At 37.9% G+C, this 23,503-nt stretch carries 27 protein-coding genes; 24 read left to right on the forward strand and 3 right to left on the reverse strand.

What is annotated here, in order from left to right:
• Positions 1-7 precede the first annotated feature (7 nt).
• From JNUCC41_RS12220 to JNUCC41_RS12290, 15 genes are all read left to right on the forward strand, one after another.
• Complete coding sequence (locus JNUCC41_RS12220) at positions 8-1,342, forward strand: LLM class flavin-dependent oxidoreductase (RefSeq protein WP_192207802.1); 1,335 nt, start codon at positions 8-10, stop codon at positions 1,340-1,342.
• Between the two features lie 38 nt (positions 1,343-1,380).
• The gene (locus tag JNUCC41_RS12225; protein ID WP_192207803.1) at positions 1,381-1,665 is read left to right on the forward strand and encodes a glutaredoxin family protein; all 285 of its coding nucleotides are present in this window, start codon (positions 1,381-1,383) and stop codon (positions 1,663-1,665) included.
• Positions 1,666-1,761: 96 nt separating this feature from the next.
• Complete coding sequence (locus JNUCC41_RS12230) at positions 1,762-2,295, forward strand: GNAT family N-acetyltransferase (RefSeq protein WP_141992635.1); 534 nt, start codon at positions 1,762-1,764, stop codon at positions 2,293-2,295.
• A gap of 20 nt (positions 2,296-2,315) precedes the next feature.
• Positions 2,316-3,134 (forward strand): transporter substrate-binding domain-containing protein, encoded by an 819-nt coding sequence (locus tag JNUCC41_RS12235; protein ID WP_141992634.1) that lies wholly within the window; start codon positions 2,316-2,318, stop codon positions 3,132-3,134.
• 32 nt (positions 3,135-3,166) lie between these two features.
• On the forward strand, positions 3,167-3,874 hold the full coding sequence (locus JNUCC41_RS12240; RefSeq protein WP_192207804.1) for an amino acid ABC transporter permease: 708 nt from the start codon (positions 3,167-3,169) through the stop codon (positions 3,872-3,874).
• A gap of 20 nt (positions 3,875-3,894) precedes the next feature.
• A complete protein-coding gene (locus tag JNUCC41_RS12245; RefSeq protein WP_098370537.1) occupies positions 3,895-4,605 on the forward strand; it encodes an amino acid ABC transporter permease in 711 nt (236 codons plus the stop codon).
• Positions 4,602-5,372 carry an amino acid ABC transporter ATP-binding protein gene (locus JNUCC41_RS12250; RefSeq protein WP_192207805.1) on the forward strand — a complete coding sequence of 257 codons (771 nt, stop codon included), beginning with the start codon at positions 4,602-4,604 and terminating at the stop codon, positions 5,370-5,372. Before JNUCC41_RS12245 ends, JNUCC41_RS12250 begins: the two co-directional genes overlap by 4 nt.
• Before the next feature lie 22 nt (positions 5,373-5,394).
• On the forward strand, positions 5,395-5,904 hold the full coding sequence (locus JNUCC41_RS12255) for a GNAT family N-acetyltransferase (protein WP_098370539.1): 510 nt from the start codon (positions 5,395-5,397) through the stop codon (positions 5,902-5,904).
• A gap of 14 nt (positions 5,905-5,918) precedes the next feature.
• Positions 5,919-7,061: an amidohydrolase gene (locus JNUCC41_RS12260; RefSeq protein WP_192207806.1), complete on the forward strand. Its 1,143-nt coding sequence runs from the start codon at positions 5,919-5,921 to the stop codon at positions 7,059-7,061.
• Between the two features lie 439 nt (positions 7,062-7,500).
• Positions 7,501-8,505, forward strand: a complete 1,005-nt coding sequence (locus tag JNUCC41_RS12265; protein WP_192207807.1) for an LLM class flavin-dependent oxidoreductase — start codon at positions 7,501-7,503, stop codon at positions 8,503-8,505.
• 87 nt (positions 8,506-8,592) lie between these two features.
• Positions 8,593-9,426 (forward strand): MetQ/NlpA family ABC transporter substrate-binding protein, encoded by an 834-nt coding sequence (locus tag JNUCC41_RS12270; protein ID WP_370662511.1) that lies wholly within the window; start codon positions 8,593-8,595, stop codon positions 9,424-9,426.
• A gap of 50 nt (positions 9,427-9,476) precedes the next feature.
• The gene (locus JNUCC41_RS12275) at positions 9,477-10,556 is read left to right on the forward strand and encodes a methionine ABC transporter ATP-binding protein (protein WP_192207808.1); all 1,080 of its coding nucleotides are present in this window, start codon (positions 9,477-9,479) and stop codon (positions 10,554-10,556) included.
• The gene (locus JNUCC41_RS12280; RefSeq protein WP_192207809.1) at positions 10,498-11,148 is read left to right on the forward strand and encodes a methionine ABC transporter permease; all 651 of its coding nucleotides are present in this window, start codon (positions 10,498-10,500) and stop codon (positions 11,146-11,148) included. Before JNUCC41_RS12275 ends, JNUCC41_RS12280 begins: the two co-directional genes overlap by 59 nt.
• Before the next feature lie 35 nt (positions 11,149-11,183).
• The gene (locus JNUCC41_RS12285; protein ID WP_179086149.1) at positions 11,184-12,035 is read left to right on the forward strand and encodes a MetQ/NlpA family ABC transporter substrate-binding protein; all 852 of its coding nucleotides are present in this window, start codon (positions 11,184-11,186) and stop codon (positions 12,033-12,035) included.
• A 12-nt stretch (positions 12,036-12,047) separates the two neighbouring features.
• Positions 12,048-13,391, forward strand: a complete 1,344-nt coding sequence (locus JNUCC41_RS12290; RefSeq protein WP_144527932.1) for an LLM class flavin-dependent oxidoreductase — start codon at positions 12,048-12,050, stop codon at positions 13,389-13,391.
• Between the two features lie 194 nt (positions 13,392-13,585).
• Here JNUCC41_RS12290 and JNUCC41_RS12295 read toward each other — a convergent pair whose 3' ends face one another.
• Both JNUCC41_RS12295 and JNUCC41_RS12300 read right to left on the reverse strand, forming a co-directional pair.
• Entirely contained in the window at positions 13,586-14,371 is a 786-nt protein-coding gene (locus JNUCC41_RS12295) for a glucose-1-dehydrogenase (RefSeq protein WP_192207810.1), read from the reverse strand.
• Positions 14,372-14,388: 17 nt separating this feature from the next.
• A complete protein-coding gene (locus tag JNUCC41_RS12300) occupies positions 14,389-15,240 on the reverse strand; it encodes a GRP family sugar transporter (RefSeq protein ID WP_192207811.1) in 852 nt (283 codons plus the stop codon).
• A 213-nt stretch (positions 15,241-15,453) separates the two neighbouring features.
• Here JNUCC41_RS12300 and JNUCC41_RS12305 point away from each other — a divergent pair, with 213 nt between their 5' ends.
• On the forward strand, positions 15,454-16,014 hold the full coding sequence (locus JNUCC41_RS12305) for a thioredoxin family protein (RefSeq protein ID WP_192207812.1): 561 nt from the start codon (positions 15,454-15,456) through the stop codon (positions 16,012-16,014).
• Between the two features lie 186 nt (positions 16,015-16,200).
• Here JNUCC41_RS12305 and JNUCC41_RS12310 read toward each other — a convergent pair whose 3' ends face one another.
• Complete coding sequence (locus JNUCC41_RS12310; RefSeq protein ID WP_192207813.1) at positions 16,201-16,746, reverse strand: helix-turn-helix domain-containing protein; 546 nt, start codon at positions 16,744-16,746, stop codon at positions 16,201-16,203.
• Positions 16,747-17,147: 401 nt separating this feature from the next.
• Between JNUCC41_RS12310 and JNUCC41_RS12315 the strand changes: the two genes are divergently transcribed.
• The 8 genes from JNUCC41_RS12315 to JNUCC41_RS12350 all read left to right on the forward strand — a co-directional run bounded on the left by JNUCC41_RS12315 (position 17,148) and on the right by JNUCC41_RS12350 (position 23,501).
• Complete coding sequence (locus JNUCC41_RS12315; RefSeq protein ID WP_192207814.1) at positions 17,148-17,387, forward strand: PLD nuclease N-terminal domain-containing protein; 240 nt, start codon at positions 17,148-17,150, stop codon at positions 17,385-17,387.
• A complete protein-coding gene (locus JNUCC41_RS12320) occupies positions 17,384-18,289 on the forward strand; it encodes an ABC transporter ATP-binding protein (RefSeq protein ID WP_192207815.1) in 906 nt (301 codons plus the stop codon). The genes JNUCC41_RS12315 and JNUCC41_RS12320 overlap by 4 nt, the downstream gene beginning before the upstream one ends.
• Positions 18,286-19,074 carry an ABC transporter permease gene (locus JNUCC41_RS12325; protein ID WP_192207816.1) on the forward strand — a complete coding sequence of 263 codons (789 nt, stop codon included), beginning with the start codon at positions 18,286-18,288 and terminating at the stop codon, positions 19,072-19,074. Before JNUCC41_RS12320 ends, JNUCC41_RS12325 begins: the two co-directional genes overlap by 4 nt.
• Positions 19,075-19,123: 49 nt before the next feature.
• Positions 19,124-19,840: an ABC transporter ATP-binding protein gene (locus JNUCC41_RS12330; RefSeq protein WP_192207817.1), complete on the forward strand. Its 717-nt coding sequence runs from the start codon at positions 19,124-19,126 to the stop codon at positions 19,838-19,840.
• Entirely contained in the window at positions 19,815-21,407 is a 1,593-nt protein-coding gene (locus JNUCC41_RS12335) for a hypothetical protein (RefSeq protein WP_192207818.1), read from the forward strand. The genes JNUCC41_RS12330 and JNUCC41_RS12335 overlap by 26 nt, the downstream gene beginning before the upstream one ends.
• Before the next feature lie 79 nt (positions 21,408-21,486).
• Positions 21,487-21,774 (forward strand): transposase, encoded by a 288-nt coding sequence (locus JNUCC41_RS12340; RefSeq protein ID WP_192207819.1) that lies wholly within the window; start codon positions 21,487-21,489, stop codon positions 21,772-21,774.
• 366 nt (positions 21,775-22,140) lie between these two features.
• Positions 22,141-22,854, forward strand: a complete 714-nt coding sequence (locus JNUCC41_RS12345) for a 4'-phosphopantetheinyl transferase family protein (RefSeq protein ID WP_192207820.1) — start codon at positions 22,141-22,143, stop codon at positions 22,852-22,854.
• On the forward strand, positions 22,845-23,501 hold the full coding sequence (locus tag JNUCC41_RS12350; protein WP_192207821.1) for a hypothetical protein: 657 nt from the start codon (positions 22,845-22,847) through the stop codon (positions 23,499-23,501). The genes JNUCC41_RS12345 and JNUCC41_RS12350 overlap by 10 nt, the downstream gene beginning before the upstream one ends.
• The last annotated feature ends 2 nt before the right edge of the window (positions 23,502-23,503 follow it).

Here is a 23,503-nt window from a genome sequence, read left to right on the forward strand (position 1 = left end):
AGTATTGATGTCTGAGCAGAGAAAGTTGAAATTTGGAGCGCTTATTCATGGAGTTGGAGGGAGTATATCTGGTTGGAGACATCCAGACATTCAAGCAGATGCCAGTGTTAGTCTTGAATTTTATAAGGAGCAGGCCCAGAAGGCTGAAGAGGGAAAGTTCGATTTACTTTTCATTGCTGACGGATTGTTTATCAATGAGAAGTCAATACCGCATTTCTTAAATCGATTTGAACCACTTACCATTTTATCCGCACTCGCTGCTTTCACATCAAGAATAGGGCTTGTCGGAACAGTTTCCACCTCATACAGTGAGCCATTTACTGTAGCTCGGCAATTTGCTTCACTTGATCACATTAGTCAAGGTCGTGGCGGATGGAACCTTGTTACTACCCCTCTTGAGAGTACGGCCTTGAATTATAACAAAACGATTGAAGAACACCCTGATCATGCCAAACGCTATCGGATAGCATCAGAATATATACAAGTCACCAAAGGACTTTGGGATTCATGGGAGGATGACGCGTTTACTCGGGATAAAGAGTCCGGTGAGTTTTTTGATCCTTCAAAAATGCATCAATTAAAGCATAAAGGAGAATTTTTCTCCGTGCAAGGACCACTCAACATTGCCAGATCTAAACAGGGGAGACCTGTCGTTTTTCAAGCTGGTTCATCAGAAGCTGGCAAAAATTTTGCGGCTAAAGAAGCGGATGCAATCTTTACAGGTCAACCAACATTGGAAGATGCAAAGATTTTTTATCAGGATGTAAAAAACAGGGCTATTGCATTCGGGAGAAATCCTGATGAAATTGTTATTCTGCCAGGTATCGCGCCAATCATTGGTGCAACTGAGGAAGAGGCGGAGCACAAATATCAAGAACTCGCTAACCTAGTTTCTATAGATAAGGCGCTTGACTATTTGGGACGCTACTTCGATCATCATGATTTTTCCCAATATGAACTGGATGCACCTTTCCCAGATCTCGGAGACATCGGAAAAAACAGTTTCCGAAGTACGACTGATCGAATTAAACAGGAAGCGAAGGAGAAACAGTTAACGCTCCGTCAAGTAGCAGTTAAGGAGACAACACCCCGGACTTCTTTCATTGGAACTCCAGAGAAAGTAGCGCATTTGATTCAGCAATGGTTCGAAGAGAAGGGGGCGGACGGATTTATCTTTTCTTCAAGTGTTCCCAATGCTTTAAGTGACTTTGTAGACTATGTGGTTCCTATCCTTCAAAAAAGGGGAATATATCGTACTGAATATGAAGCAGAAACCTTAAGAGGCAACTTGGGGCTTCCATTCCCGGAAAATCGTTATGCGAAAGAAAGCATTAATCAATGATTGAAGAATCAATTTAAAAATTGAAGGAGGAATAAGAAATGGGAGAAGCGTTATCTGTCGTCGTTTGGTCAAAACAAGGATGTCACTATTGCGAGGAGGTTAAACAATACTTAAAAGAAAAGGAGATCGCTTATCAAACGGTGGATGTTACCAATCATGATGATCGGCGAGATATTTTAGAAATCAAATATGGTGTTCGATATGTGCCCATTATTGAAATTGGGCGAGGTAGTGTATATGAGAGCGTTACGGAAATTGGAATTCCTCATCTTGAAAAGTACTTAAACGTGTACAATAACAAAAAATCATGCGTTAAAATCTAAGTCTATAAGTATGACTGATTGAATTAAGGAAAGATTGTAGAAATAAATCCGACTATTCTTGTGTAATTAATAAGTTATAGAAATGGGGAGTAAATCATGACACAGTTAATCCGTCTTGCCACTGTAAAGGATGCTCCAGAAGTGCTAAACGTCACACTTCGGGCTTATGAACCAATCAGAGAATTGAATATTAACTTTCTTGCTGCGACAGCCGATTTACAGCTAGTGACGAATAATATTAGGCGGAATCTCACTTATGTTTTAGAGCAGCAGGGCCAAATTGTTTCCACTGTGACAGTTCGTCATCCATGGAATGATCCTGATCATTTCAGTCCGTACCCATTCATTTGGTGGTTTGCAGTCGACCCCCTATACAAACAAAAAGGTTTTGGCTCGACTTTGTTAACCTGGGTGGAAGAAAATGCACTTCGGAAACAGGTGAAAGCGCCGGCTGTCTATTTGGCGACAGCTGATCGTCACCCTTGGCTAGTTTCCATTTATGAAAGAAGGGGCTATGAGATTTTTGCTGAACGGGATCACGATGGAGAAAAAATTGTGTACCTTCGTAAAATTCTAGATGAAACGTTGTATCGCATTATTGAAAATAAAGAACCAATTGTTAGTAATTAAAAACGTACGGGGGAATTTAGATGAAAAAAACATTACTAATTGTTATGGCACTGCTACTAACTTTTTTAGGAGCTTGCTCTTCAAAAGAAACAACGAGTACAGCAAAATCTGGGGATTCAAAAGATAAAAAAGTTCAGAAAATCATTGTTGGAACAGGGACGCAATTCCCTAATATTTGCTTTTTGGATAAGAATGGTAAGCTAACAGGGTATGATGTCGAGTTGGTTCGTCAAATCGATGAAAAGCTGCCTGAATATGAATTTGAATTTAAAACGATGGAATTTTCTAATCTATTATTAAGTTTAGAAACGAACAAAATAGATTTTGTTGCTCATCAAATGGAAGTGAATGATGAACGGAAGGAAAAATTTCTATTTAATAAAGAACCCTACAATGTCTTTCCGCTTCAAGTTACAGTTCATCAGGACAACAATGATATCCATTCCATTAAAGATCTAAAAGGAAAAAAAGCGATAGTGAGTGCAACGAGCAATTCTGCTGTTTTTCTTGAAAAGTATAATAAAGAAAATAATGCCGGTATTGAAATAGTCTATTCTGGCCAAGGCACAGATGATACGAAGAATCAAATCAAAACTGGTCGGGCGGATGCTACCATTACTACACCATTTGCAGTCGACTTCTTAAATAAACAAGCAGATGCACAGCAAAAGGTTGTGGGTGAGCCGCTTCTTAATTCAAAAGTATACTTTTTGCTAAGAAAAGACGAAACGCCTTTACAGAAGAGAATTGATGAAGCACTTGTGGAACTGAAAGAAGAAGGGGCAGTTAGCGAACTAAGTAAAAAGTGGCTGGGCGCCGACTATTCAGTGGGATTTTAATTAGATAGTAGTAAGCGCGGAGGTGCTAAAGCATGGGGAGAGCATTTGATCCTTCATTAATCGTCGATTTCATTCCGACGTTAATATATTATCTTGGCGTAACATTGAAAATTCTGGCAGCATCCGTTTTATTAGGAATGGTCATCGGGATAGCGGCAGCCATCCTGAGATTATTTCGTATCCCTGCTTTGAATCAAATAGTCATTTTGTATATTTCATTCATTCGGGGAACGCCTATTTTAATACAATTATTTCTAGTTTTTTATGGACTGCCTGCAATCCTTATATTCATTAATATTGATATTTCAAGAATGGATGCTCTGTATTTTGTCATTATTACGTATGCATTAAGTAATGGGGCGCATTTCGCAGAAATATTCCGAGGAGCAATTAAGGCAGTCGATTATGGGCAAACGGAAGCAGCCTATTCTGTTGGCATGAATAATAGTCAAAGTTTTTTTCGAATTGTGCTTCCTCAGGCAATAAGGATTGCTTTTCCGAATATCGCAAACTCCATTATCGGATCCTTGAAGGATACCTCACTTGCCTTTACCATCGGCGTAATGGATATGATGGGTAGGGGAGAGACACTGATTGCCGCAACTGCACATGCTCTCGAAGTCTATCTCTCATTAGCCGTTATCTATTATGCAGTCGTGCTATTGTTCGAGAAAATATTCAGACTTTATGAAAACCGCATTAATCGGCATCAAACTGTTGATGTGTCTGTTACTGGATAACAAAGAGAGGAGGGAAGGACTTGACGATTGATATACCATTCATTTGGACTGCTTTTAAGGAGATTATTAGAGCACTTCCAATCACACTTATCTTAACGATTCTTCCTCTTCTTGCAGGTTTTATTATCGGTCTCACTGTTGCCTTGATAAGGATATATAAAGTGAAATTTCTAAGTAGAGTTGCAAATGGATATGTTTCCTTCTTTAGAGGAACACCGATTATCATGCACATCATGCTCATTTATTTCGGTTTTCCATTATTAATCGATCAAATTTCTAAAAAGTTTGATTTGGGTATTCAATCTAATTCCATTCCGATCATTTTATTTGTCTTAACCGCCTTATCGTTGAGTGCGGGTGCCTATTTATCGGAAATATTCAGATCGGGAATTATCAGTGTCTCCAATGGCCAAATGGAGGCAGCCTATTCCGTGGGCATGAATTCGTTTCAAGCCATGACGCGAATTGTTTTGCCACAGGCCATTGCTCAGTCCATCCCGAATTTCACGAATATTTTTATTGGATTCTTGCATACGTCATCCATTGCTTTCGTTGTATCGCAAAAAGAAATGACAGGAGCGGCCAATATTGTTGCATCCACCAATTTGAAATTTTTGGAGTCATTTATCGCTGCTGGTTTAATTTATTGGGGCCTCACAATCATTGCAGAGGGGCTTTCGTTTTTAATTGAGAAAAAGGCCACTGCCTATAATCGAGGAGGAGTACAATGATTTATTTAAAAGAAATAAAAAAATCATTTAACCAGCAGCCCGTTTTAAAAGGAATTAATTTGAAAATAGGCAAGGGAGAAGTAGTTACCATACTTGGACCGAGTGGATCTGGGAAAACAACCTTGCTTAGGTGCTTGAACTTTCTCGAGAAACCGGATGAAGGAATTGTTCAAGTGGGGGATATAAAGGTGAAGTCTAAGAAGGCGACCAAAAGGGAAATCCTATCCCTTAGAAGACAATCGGCAATGGTTTTTCAGCATTATAACTTATTTGCTCATAAAACTGTTTTGGAGAATGTAATGGAAGGGTTAATTGTTACAAAAAAATATAAGAAAGCTGAAGCGAAACGGGAAAGTGAGCTGTTATTGGAAAAAGTAGGTTTGGAAGATAAGCATAACCATTTCCCTTCGCAATTGTCAGGAGGGCAACAGCAACGTGTTGGAATTGCCAGGGCACTTGCTTTAAATCCGGAGGTCATTCTATTTGACGAGCCAACGTCGGCACTCGACCCTGAGTTGGTTGGGGAGGTGCTTTCTGTCATAAAAGCAATTGCCCAGGAAGGCATCACGATGGTGATTGTAACCCATGAAATGAGTTTTGCTAAAGAGATATCGGATCGCGTTCTTTTCATGGATGGCGGGGTCATTGTTGAAGAAGGGTCACCATTGGAGATTTTCAATGCTCCAAAGGAAGAACGAACACGACAATTTTTAAACCGGATATCAAGAGATTATTCCTTATCGTTATTACAAGAAAAGGCCAATTAAAGGAAGGGGCCAAGGAGGACGTATGATTAATACAATCGTAGTCGATGAATTGATTGAAGAAGATAAAGAGACGGTGCGCCGTTTATTGGTTGAAAGTTATCAACAATATGAACATGAATATTCGAACCCGGAAGCCTGGGAAGGGTATTTAAAAAACATTCAATCTTCCGTGGATAATCCACATGTTGATAAGGTGTTGGTTGCAAAGTGCAATCAGGATATCCTTGGTACATTACAGCTTTTTCAGTCATCTGAAAAAGCATATGAAAAGCCGGAACTTGGGATTTTTTCACCAATCATTCGGTTGTTGGCCGTTCATCCCGAATCAAGGGGACGCGGTATCGCACAGGAATTATTAAAAGCTAGTGTAAATTATGCAAAATCGCAAGGTGCGTCCAGTTTGTATCTACATTCTACTGATAAGATGCATAAAGCCATTAAACTATATGAATGGTTTGGCTTTAAACGGGATCGAACGAAGGAATTTCAAAATCATGATATTTTAGTAAAATGCTATCGCTTAGATTTATAGAAGGAGGCGACTGTATGAGTCGAGAGCTGGAAAAGCGCTTAATATCGATACGGCGCCATTTACATCAATATCCGGAATTATCTAATGAAGAGTTCGAAACGACAAAATCGATACAAACGTGGCTCGAGGAAGAGAGCATTGAGATCCGTCATACAGGATTGAAAACAGGTGTTTTTGCAGATATAAAGGGCGGCCACCCCGGACCGACAGTAGCCATAAGGGCGGATATCGATGCACTTCCGATTGAGGAACGAACCGGGCTGCCATTTGCTTCGAAAGTAAAAGGAGTGATGCATGCTTGTGGCCATGATTTTCATACGGCAGCTGTAATGGGTGCTGCCTACCTTTTAAAAGAATGTCAATCAGAGTTGTGCGGGACAGTGCGATTGCTTTTTCAACCCGCAGAAGAATTTGGTGGCGGAGCGGTGCATGTGATAAAAGATGGTCAAATTGACGATGTAGCGGCTGTGATTGGGCTGCACAATAAACCCAATTTGCCTGTCGGCACCATTGGAATAAAAGATGGCCCGTTAATGGCGGCAGTGGACCGTTTTCATATTGTTCTTCAAGGGAAGGGGAGTCACGCGGCCATCCCTCAACACGGAAAAGATCCAATAGTGGCAGCGGCTCAGCTTATTACCGCTCTTCAAACTATCGTCAGCCGGAATGTCTCCCCATTAGATAGTGCTGTTGTAAGTGTAACGAGAATTACAGGTGGAAACACCTGGAATGTAATTCCGGGTGACGTCATATTGGAAGGAACGATTCGAACCTTTAATTCTGAAATACGCGAAGAATTAAAGAATAAGTTTTATTCGATTGTGAATCATATCGCCGCTGCTTTTTCACAGGGAGCTGCGATTGGTTGGTTTCCTGGACCACCCGCGCTTCATAATCATCCAGCTGTCACAGAAATGGCACGCAGGTCTGCTTTGGAGCAATCATTACACGTAATCAATCCAGAACCTTCAATGGGTGGTGAAGATTTCGCTTATTACCTTCAACATATCCCCGGTACCTTTGCCTTTTTTGGTACAAACGGAAACGAAGACTGGCATCATCCAGCCTTTACTGTTGATGAAAAAGCCGTTATTAAAGCCGCTTATTTTTTATCTGGAAGTGCCAAGGATTTATTATCTAACCATGGTAAGTGGTGAACATATTTGACTTAGGTGCCAGACACGATTTCGTGCCTAGTACCTTTGTTGTTGTAACTCCAAAGGTTTCGGTCCACCTTAATTTCAAGTATAGTCATGATGCAAACATTCTCCCCTTTTTTTCCTTCAATACATAGCCACTCTTCTTTCATTCATTCCAGCTTTTCATAGACTCCTCTCTCTCTCATTGATGAATCTAATTCTGAAAGGGTCTAGAAGATTAAATCTCAAACCATTATAGGCGAGAGCTTGGTCAATTATTAGTCAGAGGTATTCCATACTCATAAGCGAATGATAGATTTTTTTAATCAATTAAATAAATTTTTCTATCAATTAAGGTGTTGTCAAGTGCTTGTTTACAATGTTAGGATGAATTTCAATCAAATTAAAACAACTAATTCTATTTGTTAACTTGGTTTTGATGATTGGAGAGAGAGATATGAATTTTAAGCTTGGAATATTAGATCAAAGCCCCATTTTTCCTGGGAATTCGGCAGTTGATGCACTTAAGCAAACCGTAAACCTAGCTCAAAAAGCTGAGGAATGGGGATATACCCGTTTTTGGGTATCTGAACATCATCATATGGAACAAGTTGCTGGCTCTTCACCGGAAGTATTAATTTCTTATTTATTATCGAAGACCACATCCATTCGTGTAGGTTCTGGAGGTGTCATGCTTCAGCACTACAGTCCTTATAAAGTCGCTGAAAATTTTCATGTTTTATCCACGCTTGCCCCGGGCAGGGTAGATCTTGGCATCGGTAAAGCACCAGGTGGATTTCCTTTATCAACAAAGGCATTACAATTTGGAACTGTAAATGATGGAAAGGATTTTGGGGAACGTGCATCCTTATTGCAGAAGATTATTGAAAATTCAATCAATGACGATCATTTGCTTTCTGGTATTCAAGCAACGCCGATACCGCCTGAAAAGCCCGAAACTTTTCTGCTGGGTGCAAGTTCAGACAGCGCTCAACTAGCCGCTAACCTAGGAATGGGTTTTGTATTCGCCAGATTTATTAATAGTGATGATACCATGCTGTATGAAGCTTCCTCTGCTTACCGAAGCAAGTACCCAGAAGGTCGTTTTATCGTAACAGTAGCGGTTGTGGCAGCTCCTACCCAACAAAAAGCAGAGGAGCTGGCAAGCGAACACAAACTATTTAAAGTTCATCTTCAAAGTGGCCGGACGCTTACAGTTCAATCACGTGAGCAGGCTGAGTCATTTGAGAAGCAGGCTGGTGAAGCTTACGAAATAGAAGAGCAGACCCCAAGTGTTATTGCTGGGACTCCAGGATATGTTAACGGGATTTTAAAGGAACTTCAGGAAGTTTTTCAAGTGGATGAATTTATTTTGCATACACCGCTTCGAACAGAAACAGAACGGATCCAATCTTTTCAGTTGTTGAGTCCGCTTCTCTTAGGGGATGAGACTATCATTTAGAAGGAAAAGAAATACCAGCAGATATGAAGCAGCTGAAAAATATTTGTTATTCCAATATAAAAAGATAAGAAAGAGGAGTGAGAAACATTGAAGAAAATTAAATGGCTGTCCGTAACGATTTTAACAATAGCATTGCTGGTATTGGGAGCTTGTGGAAATAATGAGCAAACAGGATCGGAGAGTAAAGGAGACAAAGATGAGGTAGTGACTTTGAAAATTAGTGCAGCCTCGATCCCACATGCAGAAATTTTAGAGTTTATCGCACCGGATTTAGAAAAACAGGGCGTGAAACTGGATGTAGTGATTTCTACGGATGGTATTCAAACGAATCAACAAACCGCAAACAAAGAATTGGATGCAAATTTCTTTCAACATACCCCGTATTTAGAGCAAGTAAATAAAGATAGTGGTTTAAATTTGGTTAATGTGAAGGGCGTACATATTGAACCATTTGGTGTCTATTCAAAGAAAATTAAGTCTATAGGGGAATTGTCAGACGGAGCGAAAGTAGCTATCCCCAAAGATCCAGTAAACTTTTCACGTGCGTTACAGCTTTTTGCAGCAAATAATATCATTGAGCTGGATGGTTCCAAGTCAGGGGAATATACGATTGAGGACATTACAAAAAATGATAAAAAAATAGAATTCATTGCAGTCGATTCCCCACTTTTAGTTCACTCGCTTGACGATGTGGAAGCATCGGCCATTAACACAAACTATGCTCTGGAAGGAGGGTTAAAACCTCTAGATGATGCACTGATAATTGAAGGAAAGGATTCACCATATGTAAACATTTTAGTGGCACGTCCTGATAATAAGGACGATAAAGCGATCCAAAAGCTTGCGAATGCATTAACGACGGAAAAGGTCAAAGAGTTTATTTTAGATAAATATGAAGGAGCCGTCGTGCCAGCGTTTTAAGGGAAGGGAGTATTCTATACCAAGCTAGTTAAAAAGAGGAGGTGGCCACTTTGATTGAATTTCGTCAGGTTTCAAAAGTATTTGATGATGGAGAGAAGAAAATCGAAGCGTTAAAGGAAATTAATATAACCGTTGAAAAAGGGGATATATTCGGGGTCATCGGTTTTAGTGGAGCCGGAAAAAGTACACTCATCCGAACTGTTAATCTGCTAGAATATCCTACTTTAGGTGAAGTGATTGTAGAAGGAAAAGATCTAACAAAGATGTCTGAAAAAGATTTGCGTGAAGCTAAGAAAAATATCGGCATGATTTTTCAGCATTTTAATTTACTTAATTCCAAAACAGTCTTTGATAATGTAGCGATGCCGTTATTGTTAAGTAAAAAAAAGAAAAAAGAGATTGAAGAACGAGTTTATGAGATTCTCCGCTTTGTTGGCCTAGAAAACAAAGCAATGAATTATCCAAATCAGCTATCAGGTGGACAAAAGCAGCGTGTCGGGATTGCCCGTGCATTGGCTACAAACCCCTCCATTTTATTATGTGATGAAGCAACATCAGCTTTGGATCCACAAACAACAAAATCAATCTTGAATTTGCTGAAACGGATAAATGATGAATATAAAATTACCATTCTTATTATCACGCACGAAATGGAAGTGATTAAAGAAATTTGTAATCGGGTTGCAGTGATGGAGGATGGTAGCGTGATTGAATCAGGGAATGTGATCGATATCTTTGCCCGTCCACAAACAGAAACAACACGTAACTTCATTCGATCGGTTGTTCGCGATGAAGTGCCATCAAGTGTTTATGGATTGCTCAATGAGAATACCTATTTCAGCCGTATTTTTAAAATTGATTTTTTGGGATTGAGCTCTGGGCAGTCAATCGTTTCAAGAACAGCGAAGAGGTTTAATGTGGAAATAAACGTTCTGTTCGGCAATATTACTGAGTTACAAGGCGTCCCATTTGGTAATTTAATTGTTGAAATAATAGGAAATGATGATGAAATTGATCGGGCATTACAGTTTATAAAGAATCAAAAGGTTGAAGTGAAGGAGGTTACGAAGGATGGAAGTAAGCAAAGAGCTCATTTTAAACGCCTTGTGGGAAACGCTGTACATGGTTAGTATTTCACTTTTTTTTGGAAGCATCATCGGAATATTCTTAGGCATTTTATTGGTTGTAACAAGAAAAGGTCATATTTATGAAAATAGATTTATTTTTTCTATATTGAATCCAATTGTAAACATTTTCAGGTCGATTCCGTTTATAATCTTGCTTGTGGCGATTATCCCATTTACAAGACTAATTGTTGGTACGTCGATTGGTACCACAGCAGCAATTGTACCACTCGTGCTTCATATTGGCCCTTATATCTCAAGACTAGTAGAGAATTCGCTATTGGAAGTGGATGAAGGCATTATTGAAGCCGCGAAAGCCATGGGAGCAACGCCGTTACAAATTATTTTCAGGTTTTTAATGCCTGAAGCTTTTGCGTCGTTAATTCTGAGTATAACAACTGCAACAATTGGTTTAGTGGGCGCTACAGCTATGGCAGGAGCTATAGGTGGCGGTGGACTTGGAGATGTAGCGATAACATATGGCTATCAACGCTTTAGCACCATTACGATATTCGTCACCGTTGTAATTCTAGTAATTGTAGTTCAGGGAGTTCAAAGTTTAGGAAATATGTGCGAACGAAAAATTAGAAGGGTGTAGTGGCGGTATTGAACAGAGGGAGAGGGGAATGAATGATGAAAAAATGTATTTTACCTATATTGCTTATCTTGGGGGTGTTATTGACAGGTTGCACAAGTGATTCAACGAATGCAGGAGGGAAACAAACGAAAGTGAAGGTCGGGATTAGAAATTCTGAACTTCGAACATGGGAATTTTTAAAGGAACAGGCTGAAAAAGAAGGGGTGGAAATTGAAATTGTTAATTTCTCATCGGCTTATGATCCGAATGCAGCGCTGGCAGAAGGGGATATTGATATCAACGCCTTTCAACATGTTGCCTATTTAGATTCATTTAATGCGAAAAACGATACAGACATCGTTCCAATTGGGACTACAATTATTGCTCCTCTTGGTTTGTATTCAAGTAAATATAAATCGGTGGAAGAGATTCCAAATGGTGCACAAATTGCTGTCCCCAATGACCAGGCTAACTGGGGGAGAGCTTTATTGTTATTACAAGAAGCTAAGCTCTTAAAGGTTGTTGATGACTTTGACGGGAATGGTGGACAGGATAAAATAAAGGAAAATCCGAAGAAAATCAAAATTGTTCCTGTCGATGGTGCAAGTGCCCCACGTGTGATGGAAGATACAGCTGGTTCGGTGATTAATAATGGAGTTGCGGTAGAAGCGGGACTCACTTTAAAAGATGCTCTTGTGCATGAAAGTAGTACTGCAAAGCCATATATAAATATTATAGCGGCCAGGAGTGAAGACCAAGACAATGAAGTTTTCCGAAAACTAGTTGATCTCTATCAATCAGAGAAAACGGCTAAGTTTATTGAAGAGACCTATAATGGAAACTATATTCCAACATTCATTACCTTGAAAGAATTGAGCAGTTATAAGGAGATATATTCTAATAAATAAGGAGAGATTAGAATGGCTCAAGACAGACAGATGAAGTTAGCTGCTTATCTGATTGGAACAGGCATGCATGTTGCGTCGTGGAGGCATCCGGCATCAAATCCGAATGCAAGTATCGATGTAAAAGCTTTGCAAAGACTCTCAAAAATTGCGGAGAAGGGGAAATTTGATCTTGCCTTTGTGGCAGATAGTTTGGCCATTAATCATGAATCACATCCTCAAATACTTAATCGGTTTGATCCGATTGTACTTATTACAGCATTAGCTGCAGCGACAGAAAAAATTGGCATTGGGGCGACAGCTTCTACAACGTACAGTGAACCTTATGTACTCGCTCGCCAATTTGCTTCTGTTGACCATATAAGCGGCGGACGGGTGGGCTGGAATGTTGTTACGACAGCTGATGCGACCGGAGAAACGGCCTTGAATTTCAGTCGCGATAAACATTGGGCGCACGATCATCGTTATGAACGAGCGGAGGAGTTCATCGACGTTGTCCAAGGATTATGGGATTCGTGGGAAGATGATGCGTTTGTGCATAACAAAGAAACGGGACATTTTTTTGATCCTGATAAAGTACATGAGCTTCGGCATAAAGGCAACTATTTTTCAGTTAAAGGTCCGTTGAATATTGCACGCTCGGCGCAGGGGCAGCCGGTTATTATTCAAGCGGGTGCGTCAATACCAGGGCAGCGATTAGCCGCTCGAACAGCCGAAGTCGTTTTCACTCATTGGGATAACATTGAAGAATCGAAACGATATTATCAAGAATTAAAATCGTCTTTAATGGATTTTGGAAGAAGCGGAGAAGAGCTCCACATCCTTCACGGAATTTCCCCTATTATCGGAGAAACCGAAGAAATAGCCATTCAAAAATACAATAAACTCCAAAGTCTCGTTGACCCTTATGAGAGTTTGAAATTCGTTTCTGGTTATATGGGCAACGTAGATTTTTCAAAATATTCTTTAGATACATCAGCGAAGGATGTTGATTTTCCATCAGTAAATAGCATACAAAGTAATTTTAATGAAATGAAGAAAATTATTGATGAAGAAGACATAAAAGTCGGTGAATTATATGCGAGATTTTTCAGTCCTGCCAGACGGGATAGATTTGTCGGTACACCAGCTCAAGTAGCCGATGAAATGGAGTTATGGTTTACTGAAAAAGCTTCAGATGGCTTTATGCTTCAATTTCCACTGTTACCAGGCGACTTAGAGGATTTCGTCGAGTTGGTGGTTCCAATTTTACAGGAGAGAGGTTTGTTCCGTTTGGACTACGAAGGAGACACTCTCCGTGATCATCTTGGATTAAAGAATCCAAAAAATCGCTTTGTTAACGAAGAAATAACAAATTAATGGGAATTAGGGATTAAATTACTCGCATTTTCATTAGAATCCATCAATTAAGTCATATATAAGGGAAGGACAAAGGAAAGAGGGACTATGGAGAAATCCTAGTCCCTCAAATTCTTTTCTCCTATCCATATACATAAAGGTCTCTTGTTTATAGAAGGGAAATATCAACAGCTACTAAAACTAACAAGTTAAGTTCAGCCCTTTCCTGCTTGGAATCCAGGATATTTGGTCATTCCGCCATCAGCATATAAGGTCATTCCCGTTACGTAACTAGATTCTGCGGACGCAAGCCAAGCGGCACAAGCGGCAATTTGTTCCGGTTTTCCGATGTATCCCATCGGAATCAGGTCGATGACTTCTTGTTTAGCTTTTGGGTCATTGAACTTTTCGGCATTGATGGGTGTGTCGATTGCACCAGGTGAAATATTATTAATGCGAATCCCTTTAGGGGCATATTCAAGTGCAAGTGTTTCAGTCATCATCTTCACTCCGCCCTTACTTGCTGCATAATGGACAAAATGAGGCCAAGGTATCCGGTCATGAACGGATGACATGTTAATGATATTGCCCTTGATACCATGATCGAGCATGTAATTGATTGCTTCCCTGCTTGCGAGGAACATCCCCGTTAGGTTTACATCGATGACTTTCTGCCAATCTTCCAGAGTCAACTTTTCGCTGGCCACTTCGTTTTCAATACCAGCATTGTTGATCATGATGTCAATCGTACCAAAGGTTTCAGCAGCGAATGAAAGCAATTTCTTCACATCCGCTTCCTTCGAAACGTCACCTTGAATCGCTGCTGCTTTCCCGCCAGCAGCTTCAATCGTTTTGATGATTCCCTTATGGTCGTCATTTTCAGTGTGATAATTTAATACGACATGTGCTTTTTCTTTACCGAACCTTTCGGCCATGGCTTTTCCCAACCCTTTTGCCGCCCCAGTAATGACTACCACTTTTTTCTCTAAATCTTTATACATCATTTATCGCTCCCTGACTATTCTTTTGTAAAGCCGATCATAACTCCGCCAGCAATTACGAGTACACACCCGATGAGGACGAAGGCCATTTGCTTTTTGGATTTTTTCTCTCCTAAAAGAAAGATGCCGCCTAAAGTGGAAATGACGATCCCCATTTGGGAAAATGAGAATGAGATGGCAACGCCCACTTTTGGATTAGCGAGCAGGAGACCGATATTACCGACTGCCCACATCAATCCGGTTAGGATATTACGCCTAGCATATTTATTAAACGGTTTATGTTTGATGGAAAGGAGCACGGCAGCCAGGAACATGCCGATTGCTTGCGGCAGGATCGCCGACCATCCGTCAACTTCATTCCATCGGATAACAATGACATATGTAACATAACCCACTGTTGAAATGGCAAGGTGAAAAACCCCTTTTTTCATGCTTCCTGCTTTTTTGTTATCACCATCGTCGTAGCTCGTCAGCAAGACACCTGTAATCAAACAGATTATTGCAACAATGCCGATGATGATTGTCATCCTGTCATTCCATTCCCTGAAAATGATAACCGCAAAAAATGCATTTCCTAGAATTTGCAGTCCTGTTGAGATTGGAACGGTTTTCGATACCCCGATTTCCTTGACGCTATTGAATTGAAATAACTGCCCGAATGCCCAGCCTATCCCGGAAATGATGCCGACAATCCACACTAGACTGCTCCATTCCGGCGGATTGATGAAAGACATCATGATGGCGAACAGTAATGAACCGATTGTAATGCCAAGTGTTTGATTATAAGAGTTGCCCCCGAGTTTTTCGGAAACAAGCACTAAGCTGCCCCATGTCAATGCAGGGAGTAGTGCAAAGAGAAAGCCTTCCACAAAATTTCATCTCCTAAACTAAAATACAATGATTTAATGAATATATAATAGGTAGTTAGCAAGCTATTGAATGTATTTAGAGTTTTCCCTTTACACGGGAAAGAAAAACATGGTTTTAATTTACCGATTTGTCATTTTTTTAAAGTGTGGGAAACAATGAAATAATAAGTGTTTTATGGTACTTTAAATGTAAAAATAGTTAGGAGAAATAGTATGACGACACTGAATGAATGGTTTGAAAAGGGGATTCCTGCTAAAGAATTTGTAGCTTCGATGAAAGTTCATAAAGAAAACTTACAATCGATTCAGGAGGGTTTTACCATTTCTGCAGAGGACCAAGGTTTTTTTGATGAATTAAAGACGAAGGAACTTCGAGCCATTGTCATTACTGAAGACTGGTGCGGGGACGCGATGATGAATATTCCTATATTGTTGAATATATCTGAAGCGGCAAATATTGAAACTCGCATGGTTTTACGAGATCAAAATCTAGAACTGATGGATCAATACTTAACGAATGGAACAGCGCGTTCGATTCCCATTTTTATATTCATTGATAAGAATGGTGAAGAAAAAGCTGTTTGGGGGCCTCGTGCACCAAAGGTACAAGAGTATGTGATGGAGTTGAGGTCTGACCTGCCGGCCAAGGATGATGAGCGTTTCGAGGCAGAGCAAAAAGCAGTTATTAAAAAGATAACTGCAGCTTTTGCTGAAGAAAAGCACCTGTGGGGCGAAGTATACAGCAGCATCAAGGAAGCATTGGGGAGCTGCTGACAGCGGGTATGGCACTTTTTAATCTGACCAAAAAAGGGTGGTTAAGCCCATTTTAGATTTTCTTCCATGATGTATGGCTGTTTCAAAACGGATACTGCAACCTGATTGGTTGAATAGATAATACGATTCCTTCTATAAGAATTCACCTTTCTAGAGTCCGTGGTTTTGGAACAGCCTCTTCTTTTTTTATGATTCTGGAATAATTGTGACGCCGATTGTTCGAATAGGAGAGTCTTGTTTAGCACTTTGATTCGTAGCTTTGTAGTATTTTACCATTAAATCGTTCAATTCATTTTGGAAGTTAATAAAGCTTTCATCATCAAGCTTTAGTTCTAAAAGGGAAAAGGTTGAGCCATCTTCCGCGCAGTCTCTTTCTTCTAATTTAGTTAGATAGTTTTGATATTGAGTCATAAGGGATAATTGATAATAAGAAAAATAGTTCACCTTTTTCTCATTAGAAGATTTTTTCCATTCTTCCCCGCTAAGTCGCGCTTCTTCTTCATTTAAAACATAGTATTTTTCGGAAACGGATCTCACTTTTTTTTCTTTTACAATGCGAATGACCCCTGAATCCAACAGAACCTGTATATGTCTATATAATGTTGCTTGGGGTACATCTTTAATGATTTTTAACATTTCCAATGGTGTTAAGCCACTTTCCCTGTTTCTCATTAAAGCTTGGGTAATTTTTATTCTTACAGGATGCATTAAAATTTCAGCTTTATTAATCATCTTATTCTCCTCACATTGGAAATTATAACTGGATAATCTTAAATCAATTTTAATGTTGGTCATGAATAATAAGTTTAATTCATCATAAATTGTAATGATTGAATCACTTTCATTTAAATAAAAATGACACAGTTCGAAAAATAATATTACAGAAATATTTTTTCGAAGTAAATCATAAGCCTTTTCGAATAAGTGTAAAAAAATAATGTCTTCATGAAATGAAATTTAATAAATAACACTATATTTTTATTATTATTCATTGTGATAATATTATCATTATAAATAACAATAAAAACTAAAACAATATTTTATTAAAGAAAAAAACAGGTGCAAAATTCCATTTTTCATGTTATCATTATCGATAATGATAATAATATTTCATTTTCAAAGGAGTGGTATATATGGAATTGCATTATGGATGGAATGAATTGAAAGATATTGATTTCATGTCGATTCTGCCGATTGTTTTACCGGTAATTGCTATTGGGATGATTTTAGTGCTTATAGCATTAATTGATTTATACAGAAATCGAAAGACGAGGAAAAATGTTTTATTGTGGACACTCATCATTATTTTTGCAAATACTATCGGTCCAATTCTGTACTTCGTTATTGGAAGAAAGGACAGTGAAAGAATATGAAATTAGAAATTAAAAATGTTACAAAAAAATTCAAAGAAAAAACAGCGGTCTATAATTTTTCAATGGAACTGCAATCAGGGGAATGTGTTGGATTGATAGGGCCAAATGGGGCTGGTAAATCGACACTAATAAAAGTGATTGCAGACATAATAGATCCAAGTATGGGAGAAGTATTGCTTGATGGCAAGAAAATTTCAAAAATGAAAAAGGAGATAGGCTATTTACCACAATACCCTAACTTCTTTCAATGGATGACTGCCAAAGAAACCCTCACTTTCATGGGCCAGCTCTCAGGTATCAAGAGGGAGGAATTATTAAGCGGCATTCCTGAGATATTGTCGAAAGTGGGGTTGAGCGGGGAAGAGAATTCCAAGGTGCGGACTTTTTCAGGCGGAATGAAACAAAGGCTTGGAATTGCACAGGCGCTGTTACATAAACCGGCATTGATTGTCATGGATGAACCGGTTTCTGCATTGGATCCAATCGGCCGGAGAGAAGTGTTAAACATCATAAAAGAGATAAAGAAAGATACGACAATTTTAATATCGACGCATATATTAAGCGATGCAGAAGAAATATGTGAGAGGTTTGTCATTATAAAAAGTGGTAAAAAAATTGAGGACACAACTATGTCGGAATTATTAAATAGGAATAGCGGAAATAAAATTAATGTCGACATAACCTCTAAAAGTCAAAAATGGATTGAAAACGTTAAAAGCTTGAACTTTGTCAAAGGTGTAGAGGTAATGGGAAATAAATTGAAGATTGAAGTGGAAAATATTGAGTCAAACAAGAATATGTTACTGGCGAATGCTTTGGAGCATAATGTTGATCTTGTAAGGTTCGAAATAGATAACGATACATTGGAAGAGATATTCTTAAAATTGGTGGTGGAAAAATGAATAATTTTGCCGTTTTAGCTAAAAAGGAATTTGTTCAGATGTTACGTGAATATAAAGTGATTTGGCTGCCGCTTGTATTTATATTTTTAGGAATAACTCAACCAGTCGTAAGCTATTATTTACCTTCAATATTAGAGGCACTGGGCGGGGGCCAAGGGATTACCATTGACCCAAGCATGGCTGCCCAAAAAGGCGGCGAAGTTCTTGCTAGTACATTGGGGTCTCAATTCGATCAGCTAGGGGTCATGATCATCATCGTTTCCATGATGGGAGTCGTACAATCCGATAAAGCGAATGGAATGCTGGCTTTCATTCTTACAAGGCCAGTGACGGTTGGAGCTTATATAAGCGGGAAAATCATTTCCAATTATCTGTTTGTTGCCTGCAGTGTAGCATTGGGATATTTGGTTTCATATCTGTATGTAGTTTTTTTGTTTACGAGTGTTGATTTTGCGGATTTAGTAGTGGCTTTGCTGTTCTATCTGCTGTGGGTCCTATTTATCGTTTCATTCACGACGATGATCAGTACCATTTTTAATAGTCAGGGTATAATTGCATTAATTTCGATAGTATTTCTCCTCGGCTGTAGAATCATAGTTGGGTTAAGTCCGGTTATAGACAATATGAATCCGGCAAGCATGAGTAAACATGCCATGGAAGTACTGATTTTAGGCACAGTCAATTCACAGGCGATTTGGGGTGCAATAGCGGCACTTGCGTTAACGGCAGTAACGATATTGGTAACGAACATATGGATTTCAAAAAAGAAATTCAATAACGAGTAAGTTGGGGATGGAAATGTGTTAATCATGAAGTGATGGGAGGATGATAACTTTGTTAAGCATCACAGATTTAGAGAAAAGCTACTCGGTCAAGAAGATTTTGAATGGTGTAAATCTAGAAATCAAAAAAGGGGAAATCTTAGGTTTTATAGGGGCAAATGGTGCAGGGAAAACGACGACGCTGAACATTATTACGGGCATTTTAGATTCTGAAAATGGAAAGGTTGAAATAAATGGCCTGACCAAAGAAGACGGCATAGAATATAAAAAACAATTTTTCTTCATCCCTGATACTATCAATGTTTTTAACAATGTTTCGGGATTTGATTGGATCCGTTTCTTGATGAACCTATATGGAAATGATGACAAAGAACGTTTGGGGAAATATATCAATCGGTTTGGGATGCAGGAGTCCATTAAAAAGCCAATGGGAAGTTATTCTTATGGGATGATGCATAAGGTATCCCTGATAGCGGCCTTTACCATTAATCCCCCGATCATCATTATGGATGAACCGTTAAATGGATTAGATCCAAACGCCGTTTTAGTTTTTAAGGGGTTAATCAAACAATATGTTGAAACGGGCGGTACAGTGTTTTTCTCGACGCATCTGCTGGATGTGGCAGAGAAAATTTGTAATACAGTGGCTATTTTAAAAGAGGGGAAAATCATCCTGCATGATGAAATACAAAATATAATAGGTGAAAGTTCATTAGAATCTACCTTTATGGAGGCTCAGGTATATGAAGGAAAAACTTCAGTTAACTAGATTTTTCATTTCTTCCTTCTATAAAATGCCCAAGCAGACAATGTTGCAGGCTGTACTGATAATAGCCGCTTTTTATATGTTTTTGCAGCTGACTGTCGTAAATGCCTTTGTTTATTTTCTTGGAGATACCGAGGTCTTCCTGTTTTATAATGTAACGATTTCCAGCATTCTCGTCTTTGCATTGGTTTGCTATTTGTCCACATCACAAATATTTGCTTATTATGAATTTAAAGTATTGGCGGCTCTGCCACTCACCTATAAAGAAATATCAAGGGCTAAGGTATTAAGTAGTTTATGGGTCCCCATCATCTTATCAATGGCAATCCAGGTGCCAACAATCGGCTTCTTGATAGTCGATCTAAAGTTTATGGAAGCGTTTAAATTATTCATATTTTTACCGATTGTCAACGGTTTGACGGCTTTGCTCCTGCTTTTAATCTTATCGTGCATTAATAGGTATTATTATAGATTCAAAAATAAAGTAGCATACTTACTTGTGAACATTGTTGTCATCCTCATGCTTGCGATTATTTCCATTGTATATTTTGCTGGAAAATCATCCATTGCCCTTTCAGAGGTCATCTCGGAAATAGATATGAATTCTATTGAAGGTCTAAAAAACTCGTTGCAATTCATAATGGGACATATGTTTGAAACCGCAAATATGATTCCGGTGATTAAATGGATACTGGATGCCTTTGTATCAAATGAAATAACAGTTCAATTTATAATTATTTATATTTCGATACTAGTAATTGGTTTCCTATTATATTCATTTATTATAGAAAACATTTCCGTTAATTATTTTAAAAACGGGTTATTGGGAAATAACAAAGCGAATATGAAAAACTCAAAGGTTAATATATCAAAAAATCAATGGAGTAACTATTTACAAAGAGAGATATGGATCATTAAGTCTGAAGCATATTTTAAGATGCAAATCGGTTTAGGCCTTTTATTGCCGCCAGTCTTTTCACTGGTCATGTTATTGCTGATTCAGAATGAAGTGTTCCCGAATTATTTGAATATAACGAAAGAGGGAGTCTTTGATAAATACTTTTCATATTCGATCCTTTTCTTGTGTTGTATAAATAATATAAGCGGAACCCCATATTCAAGAGAAGGAAAATATCATTATTTACTGAAAAGTGCCCCTTTTGATGAAAAATATGTTTATTTTTCTAAAGTGATATTTTCATCAATAATAGGGATTATAGCCGTATTGATCAGCTTTATGATATTTGCACTTTTTGGTTATTGGGAAATGGAAACTGCAGTCATGTTATTAATTACTTCTTGTTTAGTGGTTTGCTATAATCTTCTAACACCATTATATGATATGAAAAATCCAAGTATAGAATGGGAGAACCCATCTGCTGCCATTAAATCAAACCCCAATGTATTAATTAGCCTGCTTTATGGATTGCCATTATTAATCGTGGTTACATCCATTCATTTTGGCTTGGTTTGGTTCAGTGTCCAGCCCATGATGGGAGCGCTCATAATATTAATGATCGTAATAGCGATCAATTCCGTTTTGGTTAATAGGTTGAAATATAATTTATGAAAGTCGTTATATTAGAAAAGTATATAAAGGAAGTACAGAAAATCGGCACTAAATAAATTTAAAAAAGGAGTGTCTTATTATGGGGAAGCACCATGATAGAGATTTTAAAATTTATGCTGCTCGATTAGTATTGGAAGAAGGCAGAAAACCTAGGGAATTGGCTGAAGAACTTAATATCTCGACACCTACATTAAGAAATTGGGTCAACATCTATAAAGAAGCAAATGAAGAAGGCCTGGCGGACTCCAGTATTGGTTTTTCAGGTCTCAGTCAGAAAGAGGAAAAGGATAAAATAATTAAAGATTTACAGGAAGAGAATGAGATATTAAAAAAGGCAATGCACATTTTTACGAAACAACCAAAATGATCGAACCGCATTTAAGCCATATTTTATTTTTCACAAATTATAGTGAAAAATAAAATATGGCTTTTTTTAATTAGTATTTTTTTCATTTAATGTAATATTTTCTAAATTATTTAATACTAAACTCCCTATGAAAATATTACTAAAGAGGAAAAATAATAAAAATTGGTAAAGTTATTATGTAATGTAGATAATTTACAAATTTTTAATGGACTCGGCAAAATTCTTGTGATAAAGTGTTATCGATAATGATAATAGGTAATAATTAACCTAGAAAATGAAATAATTGTTTAAAAAAAGAAATTTTTGAGGGAAAAAATGGATAAAATCTACGGATTTCCAGAAAAAAAGAGAGGAGGAAAATTATAATTGATTGAATATTTTATGAATAAGAAAAAGATTTATAAATCTTACATCAATTTTTATGAAGCGGAATCAGTTAATTTGGACTATATGGATGATATTTTCAACGAAAAGGAATGGAATTATCTTAATTTGCAAAATGGCAAAAGAACCATCGAAGCAAAGAAAAGTTTGTACTTTGGAAAAAAAGCAATTATGGAGTTTTTAGATATAGGTTTGGATGAAATAAAGAATGTATCACTGTTGAAAGGAGTCTTTGGACAGCCGATTATTGTTAATAACCTGTTCTTATTAATGAACATGAACATGGGGATATCCATCGCTCATACGGATAAAACATTCGGAATACTGATTTTTGATCAACTGCATCCAATGGGAATCGATATAGAAACAAAAACGAAAACTGATTCTGAATTTTTAGAGACCTATTTAACTAAATCCGAGAAAAAGATGATTAAGGATAGTGAAGGTCTTTTAAATAATGAAATTTTCTTTAGTGCAAAAGAAAGTCTATCAAAAATACTAAAAACAGGATTGACCTCTCCACTTGAAATCTATGAGATTTCTAAGGCTGAAATGGATCATGATAACATCTCACTTTTCTATAAAAATTTTTCCCAGTACAAATCAGCGGTCGTACTCGTGAATGATGAAATAAGAAGCATTACCATTCCAATAAACTCTACGAAAATAATTAAGGGGGAATACCAATGGAATTAAAAATGGAAGCAAATGCTGAATTTAATAATAATAAATTAGTACAATATCTTTTTAAAAAAGAGGATAGAGTTCATAAGTTAATAATTTCGTTATTACTACTCAGTTTAATCGCAGGTATCGAAACGACGCTTTTGTTATATTCTGCGGATCAAAAAGGGATGAATGTATTAAATGGCATGTCCATTTCAGAGATTGGGGCCATGAGTTTTGCCATTAACACAATTGTAATGGGGGCTCTGGGATTATTTGTCACTTTCATCATTCAAATATTAATTGTGTGCCTATTATTTTTAGTTTTAAAAGAAAGACCGGTAAATATTAAAGGGATTTGCCAAGCTGTCATAAATGCTGGGATATGCATCGTCATTGGATCTGGTGTTAATGCAATAATCTCATTATTGGTCAAGAGCAAGGAAACGACATTTACTAGCTTATCCTTACTCGTGCATGATAAAAATTCCATCCTTCACACCTTCATGGCCGAATTTGAATTGTTTTACATTGTCAGTTTAATCCTATTCAGTTTTAGTTTGGAAAAGTTGGCGCTCGCCAAAAGAAGGAATGCAATAATCATAACGATTGTAATAGCTTTAATTTCTTTAGTTTTTCATATGTTGACAGTTGCATCAGGCACATATTTAAAATAATG

It is taken from the genome of Brevibacillus sp. JNUCC-41 (assembly GCF_014844095.1).
Lineage (GTDB): Bacteria > Bacillota > Bacilli > Bacillales > DSM-1321 > Peribacillus > Peribacillus aracenensis.